Origin of the sequence: Vibrio sp. TMPB1044 (genome assembly GCF_030442075.1) — a bacterium.
GTDB classification, from domain to species: Bacteria; Pseudomonadota; Gammaproteobacteria; order Enterobacterales; family Vibrionaceae; genus Vibrio; species Vibrio satsumensis.
This window is the reverse complement of sequence record NZ_JAUJED010000018.1, coordinates 88,596-94,898: the sequence shown is the minus strand read 5'-3', so window position 1 is coordinate 94,898 and position 6,303 is coordinate 88,596. Positions and strand designations below refer to the sequence as shown.

8 protein-coding genes are annotated in these 6,303 nt (G+C 44.8%); 3 read left to right on the top strand and 5 right to left on the bottom strand.

The genetic code is table 11. From position 1 onward, the window contains the following. Window positions 1-621 precede the first annotated feature (621 nt). Entirely contained in the window at window positions 622-1,167 is a 546-nt protein-coding gene (locus QQ041_RS11990; protein WP_285954007.1) for a gamma carbonic anhydrase family protein, read from the top strand. Here QQ041_RS11990 and QQ041_RS11985 read toward each other — a convergent pair. The 4 genes from QQ041_RS11985 to QQ041_RS11970 all read right to left on the bottom strand — a co-directional run bounded on the left by QQ041_RS11985 (window position 1,164) and on the right by QQ041_RS11970 (window position 3,850). Continuing rightward, window positions 1,164-1,433, bottom strand: a complete 270-nt coding sequence (locus tag QQ041_RS11985) for a DUF1488 domain-containing protein (RefSeq protein ID WP_285954006.1) — start codon at window positions 1,431-1,433, stop codon at window positions 1,164-1,166. The two genes, QQ041_RS11990 and QQ041_RS11985, sit on opposite strands and share 4 nt — an antisense overlap. 16 nt (window positions 1,434-1,449) lie before the next feature. Then, window positions 1,450-2,280 carry a shikimate dehydrogenase gene (gene aroE / locus QQ041_RS11980; RefSeq protein WP_285954005.1) on the bottom strand — a complete coding sequence of 277 codons (831 nt, stop codon included), beginning with the start codon at window positions 2,278-2,280 and terminating at the stop codon, window positions 1,450-1,452. 75 nt (window positions 2,281-2,355) lie between these two features. Next, window positions 2,356-3,273 carry an oxygen-dependent coproporphyrinogen oxidase gene (gene hemF / locus QQ041_RS11975; protein WP_285954004.1) on the bottom strand — a complete coding sequence of 306 codons (918 nt, stop codon included), beginning with the start codon at window positions 3,271-3,273 and terminating at the stop codon, window positions 2,356-2,358. Between the two features lie 19 nt (window positions 3,274-3,292). After that, window positions 3,293-3,850 carry an L-threonylcarbamoyladenylate synthase gene (locus QQ041_RS11970; protein ID WP_029223376.1) on the bottom strand — a complete coding sequence of 186 codons (558 nt, stop codon included), beginning with the start codon at window positions 3,848-3,850 and terminating at the stop codon, window positions 3,293-3,295. A gap of 195 nt (window positions 3,851-4,045) precedes the next feature. On the opposite strand from QQ041_RS11970, the gene purE reads away from it, so the two are divergent. Beyond that, window positions 4,046-4,531: a 5-(carboxyamino)imidazole ribonucleotide mutase gene (gene purE, locus QQ041_RS11965; protein ID WP_004735777.1), complete on the top strand. Its 486-nt coding sequence runs from the start codon at window positions 4,046-4,048 to the stop codon at window positions 4,529-4,531. Window positions 4,532-4,536: 5 nt separating this feature from the next. Further along, on the top strand, window positions 4,537-5,667 hold the full coding sequence (locus tag QQ041_RS11960; protein WP_285954003.1) for a 5-(carboxyamino)imidazole ribonucleotide synthase: 1,131 nt from the start codon (window positions 4,537-4,539) through the stop codon (window positions 5,665-5,667). 63 nt (window positions 5,668-5,730) lie between these two features. Here the strand turns inward: QQ041_RS11960 and QQ041_RS11955 are convergent, their stop codons facing one another. Next, window positions 5,731-6,300, bottom strand: a complete 570-nt coding sequence (locus QQ041_RS11955) for a type I DNA topoisomerase (RefSeq protein ID WP_285954002.1) — start codon at window positions 6,298-6,300, stop codon at window positions 5,731-5,733. Window positions 6,301-6,303 lie beyond the last annotated feature (3 nt).

Genomic DNA, 6,303 nt, shown 5'->3' with positions numbered 1-6,303 from the left:
GTTAGGCCTGCCGCCAGCGTTCAATCTGAGCCATGATCAAACTCTTCAATTTAAGATTTTGTGACTCAACGAATACTGACTTCAAAACTAATATTCATTCGAAAATGAACATGTAATTCTAAAGCTATTATCATTCCAACAGAATGATAATGAATTGACTGTGCCAAATAACCGAAGTTATTCGTATTGGTCACTCAGTTCATTGAAATCAATTTTGATTCCGAAGAATCTGTTTTATCTAACGATAAAACGTTTTGATATTCATCAACGAGTGCCCACACAGATTGATAGGTTTAAATTGTTAAAGAGCTTTTCCTTTTTGAGCTTCGCTCAAATCGGACGGCCATTTTAGCGATTTAAGTTTTAGTGTCAACCACTATTTTCAAAACTTTTTTCAAGCGCTTGGCTTGGCTATTCTGGCTTGCTGATTCGTTTTGGTTTCCTAAGAAGCCATCCCGTGTCAGCGAGGTGGCATTATAGAGATCAGCGTCACGTTGGCAAGGCCTTTTTTAAGTTTTTCTTACTTTTTTGATTGTTCGAGCGTTTTTTGTTCAAAACACGCCGTTTTCACTAGTATTCTCCACAATTAAAGGCTTAAGGTGCCTATATAAAGGAGGATTTATGAGTTCAATACGTAGTTACAAAGGTATATCACCTCAGATCGGGCAAGGTGTCTATATAGATACAAGCTCAGTACTTGTTGGTGATATCAAAATCGGTGACGACTCTAGTGTATGGCCTTTAGTCGCAGCTCGGGGAGATGTGAACCATATCCATATTGGCGATAGAACCAATATCCAGGACGGCAGTGTTCTCCATGTTACCCATAAGAATGCAGAGAACCCTGAAGGTTACCCTCTATTAATAGGTAATGATGTCACCATCGGCCATAAAGTGATGCTGCATGGCTGCACGATTAAAGATCGTGTACTCGTGGGTATGGGCGCTATCGTATTAGATGGTGTGATCGTCGAACAAGACGTGATGATTGGTGCAGGAAGTTTGGTTCCACCTAATAAGGTGCTTGAAAGTGGTTATCTATATGTAGGGAGTCCAGTTAAACAAGCACGTCCACTGAATGATAAGGAACGTGCTTTCTTACAGAAGTCAGCTGACAACTACGTTCAGAATAAAAACGACTACCTAGACTCTGTGCTTCCCGTTTAAAGCGCTTTGATCTGAATTCTATTAGAGGAGTCATACTCCTCTTCTTCTATTAGCTCTTCCGCTAACTCTTCAATATCAAAACGAAGCTCTGAAAAGACAGTCAAAGCTTGTTCGCCGCCTTCGATGTCTTTACATGATAATCGTGACAACTCTTCAATCGACACTACACACTCAATCAATGCTCCTGATTGTTGCGCTGGAAAAACAATAGATTGACTCTCTTCATCCCAGTCTTGGATATCTGGAAATAGAATTGATTGGTTCATTTTTATAAATACCTTGTTATATCTCTAGGTTCTTACGCAACTCTCTTAAAATCTGTTTTGTTCCAGGGCGAAGACCACGCCACAACATAAAACTCTCAGCCGCTTGTCCTACTAGCATCCCCAAACCGTCATAAGCAGCATGAACACCATTATCTAATGCCCACTGGTTAAATACAGTCGTTCCCGCCCCGTAAACCATGTCATAAACAGCGCTACTAGAATTGAAAATAGCATCAGATACTTCAGGAAGCTGACCACTTAGCCCAGACGAGGTCGAATTAATAATGACATCAAAGCCTTCATTAACATCACTTAACCCCATTCCTTTGATGTTTCCATGTGAAGAAAACATCTCAGCCAGAAGTTCAGCCTTTGAACTGGTTCGATTAGCGACTACCAACTGTTGTGGCTTTTGGTCGAGTAGAGGTTGAATCACTCCTCTCGCGGCACCACCAGCGCCAAGAAGAAGAACGCGAGCTCCTTTTAACGCAACTTGATGTTGAAGCAGGTCTTGAACTAAACCCTCGCCATCGGTGTTATCACCAATGATTTCTCCGTCATCGAGCTTCTTAAGTGTGTTTACGGCACCTGCTAGTTCAGCCCTTTCAGTCAGGCGATTAGCGAACTGATAAGCATCTTCTTTAAATGGTGCTGTGACATTACACCCTCTACCACCCTCACTAAAAAAAGCTTGAGCAGCAATGATGAATTCACCTTGTTCTGGCTGGAGTGCTGTATAGGTAAGTTGTTGGCTGGTTTGGCGAGCAAATAATGTGTGAATGAATGGCGATTTGCTTTGCCCAATAGGGTTACCGAAAACGGCATAACGATCTACTTGCTGTGTCATATCCTTACCTAACAGAAATAAAAAAGGGTCATCTATATAGATGACCCTATCACTATCCCTATAAGGAAGGAAGAACTACCAAACTCGAGGCTTTAGGTAGTCGCTATAAAGCAGAGCTTCTGGTGAACCCGCTTGTGGTTCGTAGCGATATTCCCAGCGAGCCAATGGCGGCATCGACATCAATATAGACTCTGTGCGCCCACCGCTTTGCAGACCAAATAAGGTGCCACGGTCGTAAACTAGGTTAAATTCAACATAGCGACCACGACGATAAAGTTGGAAGTCACGCTCGCGCTCGCCGTAAGACGTCTCTTTACGTCGTTCTACAATGGGTAGATAAGCAGCTGCAAAGCCTTCACCGACAGCCTGCATATAAGCAAAGCTCTTATCGAAACCCCACTCATTAAGATCATCAAAGAACAGACCACCAACACCGCGTGTTTCGTCTCGGTGAGGCAGGTAGAAGTATTTATCACACCACTCTTTATGTTCTTGATAAACATCATCACCAAACGGCGCACAAAGATCTTTAGCAGTTTGATGCCAAGATTGGCAGTCTTCATCGAAAGGATAAAATGGCGTTAAATCAAAACCACCACCGAACCACCAGATAGGGGCTTCCCCTTCCTTTTCGGCAATAAAGAATCGTACGTTGGCGTGTGATGTTGGGATATAAGGGTTTTTAGGGTGGATAACTAACGATACACCCATCGCTTCGAACTTACGTCCGGCTAATTCAGGGCGGTGAGCAGTTGCTGAAGCGGGCATAGCCTTACCTGCAACGTGAGAAAAGTTAACCCCACCTTGCTCAAATACCGCACCGTTGGTCATCACACGAGTTCGACCACCGCCACCAAGGCGCTCGCCAGGTTCACGCTGCCATGCATCTTCTTCAAACAGTGCAGTACCATCAGCTTGCTCAAGCTGATGGCAAATCGAATCTTGTAGGCTCAGTAAAAACTGTTTTACTGCTTCTTTATCAATTGCTGACATCTTTCTTCCTCTGCAGGGTTTAACCCTGTCTTAATATTTTCGACGTTTTTGCATCTCTAATTTCGCTTGGCTTCTCACGACCACCCGTTTGACCTTCTAAAATAGCCACCAAATGTTGACCCAGTTGCTGTTGAACTTCTTCAGTCGTCATACAAGGCGGTTCACCTGTCAGGTTAGCACTGGTCGAGGTTAACGGCTTACCGAATTCATTACACATTCTTTGAACTAAAGGGTGATCCGTCACTCGTACTGCAATGGAATCAAATTGGCCGCTGACCCAGTCAGTCACTTTGCTGCTGGTTGGCATGATCCAAGTAACAGGGCCAGGCCACGTTGCTTTTACGGTCGCTAACTGCGCTTCCGTCAACTGGCTTTCATCAATATAAGGCAACAACTGCTCATAACTAGCAGCAATTAGGATCAACCCTTTCTCCATCGGTCGCTGTTTTAAATCGAGCAACTTCTTGATGGCTTGTGGATTATCGGGATCACAACCGACCCCAAAAACGCCTTCGGTAGGGTAAGCAATGACTTCACCTTGCTGTAATGCCTGCAATGTATGTTGAAAGTTATCCACGGGTTGCCTCGTTAATTCAGTTATCAAACTCGCTAAGTGTACAAATTATCATTCACTGTGACTAAAGCTATTTGTTTATAAAATGTATCAATTAACAACTTAGACTGACGCAAACGTTTTCCTTAAGCAATTTTACCCGTATAATGCGCGCAAAATATCTAATCACTAATTAAATCGTACCTGAAGGAGTTTGAGATGACTGTCGGTATTATCATGGGTTCTAAATCTGATTGGCCAACAATGAAGCTAGCTGCAGAAATGTTGGATCAGTTTGGCGTGGCGTACGAAACAAAAGTGGTTTCTGCTCACCGCACACCTCAGTTGCTTGCAGACTACGCAACCAGTGCGAAAGAGCGCGGTATTAAAGTGATTATTGCAGGTGCTGGCGGTGCAGCTCACCTTCCAGGCATGGCGGCTGCTTTCACAAGCGTACCTGTACTTGGTGTTCCTGTTCAGTCTAAAGCACTGAAAGGCATGGACTCTCTGCTTTCTATCGTGCAAATGCCAAAAGGCATCGCGGTAGGTACTCTGGCTATCGGTGAAGCTGGCGCTGCCAATGCTGGCATCCTAGCGGCTCAAATCATTGGTACACACAATGAAGAAGTGATGGCAAAAGTAGAAGCGTTCCGTTCTGAGCAAACAGAAACGGTTCTGGCTAATCCAAACCCTGCAGAGGACTAATTCCCATGCATGTTCTTGTGTTAGGCGCTGGCCAACTGGCTCGCATGATGTCCCTAGCTGGGGCACCACTGAATATTGAAATTTCTGCTTTTGATGTTGGCAGCAAAAATATTGTTCACCCATTAACGCAAGCGATTCTAGGCAACGGCTTAGAAAATGCGATTGAGCGTGCGGACGTGATTACTGCTGAATTCGAACATATCCCTCACGATGTACTTGAGGTATGTGAGCGCAGCGGTAAGTTCTTACCGACAACAGAAGCAATCAAAGCTGGCGGTGACCGTCGCCTTGAAAAAGCACTGTTAGACGAAGCGAGCGTGAAAAATGCTAAGTACTACGTGATTAACTCTCGCGAAGACTTTGATGCTGCGATCGCTCACGTTGGCTTACCAATGGTATTGAAGAGCACGCTTGGCGGCTACGATGGCAAAGGTCAATGGCGCTTAAAGACATTAGACAATGTTAACGCGACTTGGGCAGAAATGGCTGAGTGCATTGCTGCAACAGATAACCAAGCCATTGTAGCGGAAGAGTTTGTTCCATTTGACCGCGAAGTATCACTGGTTGGTGCTCGTGGTATCAATGGCGAGATTCAAGTGTATCCACTGGCTGAAAATGTGCACACCGACGGCGTGTTGAGCTTATCAACAGCCATTGACGACATTGAACTGCAAGAGCAAGCAAAAACCATGTTCACTGCAGTAGCAGAGCGTTTGGACTACGTCGGCGTGCTAGCACTTGAGTTCTTTGATGTTCAAGGTTCACTGCTGGTTAATGAGATTGCACCACGTGTTCATAACTCTGGCCACTGGACACAACAAGGCGCTGAAACTTGTCAGTTTGAGAACCATCTACGTGCCGTGTGTGGTATGCCACTAGGCAACACCAAACTGATTCGCCCGACCGCAATGATCAACATCCTTGGTGAAGATACCCTACCTGAAGCAATTCTTGCTCAAAGTGGTTGCCATGTTCATTGGTATGGTAAAGAGAAGCGTGCAGGTCGTAAGATGGGCCACATTAACGTGAGCGCTGACTACAACGCAGAGCTGCAAAGAGCGTTATGCTCACTGGCAGACATTCTCGATAAGCAAGCCTACCCTGCTGTGCATGAATTTGCTGAGCAGATGAAGTAAGTCTATATTGGATACAAAAACGGCGCTCAGTGAGCGCCGTTTTTTTGTGTCTATAATATCGTGTTATTGAGATTGAATGTGATGACACTTGCGATCAGCGCATTGCTTCTTGGTACCACTGACTGTTTTCTTCTCAAGTAACAACGGGAACTGGCACTCTTCACAACGACCGATAACAGGTGGTTGGTTAACTGCGAACTTACACTTAGGGTAGTTATCACACGCATAGAAGGTTTTGCCATAGCGAGATTTACGCTCAACCAAATGGCCTCTGCCACACTCAGGGCAAGCAACCAGTGGCTGCTCTTCAGGTTGTTCTTTCGGTTGATCTAAAGATTCGATGTGATTACACGTTGGGTAGCTACTACAACCAATGAACATCCCAAAGCGACCTTGCCTTAATACCAACTCGTTTTGGCATTTAGGGCACGGTACGCCCAGCTCTTTCACCACATGACCATCATTTTGATGAAGAGGCTTGATGTAATCACAGCTCGGATACTGCTTACAGCCTAAAAATGGGCCGTGCTTACCATGGCGAAGCTGAAGCTCCCCACCACACTGTGGACAAGGTTCATGCTCTAACGCATGTTCATGTGCTGAAAAAAGCTGATTATCAATCTTACTACTCATGAC

Bases quoted from the DNA above. Each gene is read 5' to 3' on its own strand.
- QQ041_RS11985 (WP_285954006.1), bottom strand. From the start codon at position 1,433: ATGAACCAATCAATTCTATTTCCAGATATCCAAGACTGGGATGAAGAG.
- aroE (WP_285954005.1), bottom strand. From the start codon at position 2,280: ATGACACAGCAAGTAGATCGTTATGCCGTTTTCGGTAACCCTATTGGG.
- QQ041_RS11955 (WP_285954002.1), bottom strand. From the start codon at position 6,300: ATGAGTAGTAAGATTGATAATCAGCTTTTTTCAGCACATGAACATGCG.
- hemF (WP_285954004.1), bottom strand. From the start codon at position 3,273: ATGTCAGCAATTGATAAAGAAGCAGTAAAACAGTTTTTACTGAGCCTA.
- QQ041_RS11960 (WP_285954003.1), top strand. From the start codon at position 4,537: ATGCATGTTCTTGTGTTAGGCGCTGGCCAACTGGCTCGCATGATGTCC.
- QQ041_RS11990 (WP_285954007.1), top strand. From the start codon at position 622: ATGAGTTCAATACGTAGTTACAAAGGTATATCACCTCAGATCGGGCAA.
- purE (WP_004735777.1), top strand. From the start codon at position 4,046: ATGACTGTCGGTATTATCATGGGTTCTAAATCTGATTGGCCAACAATG.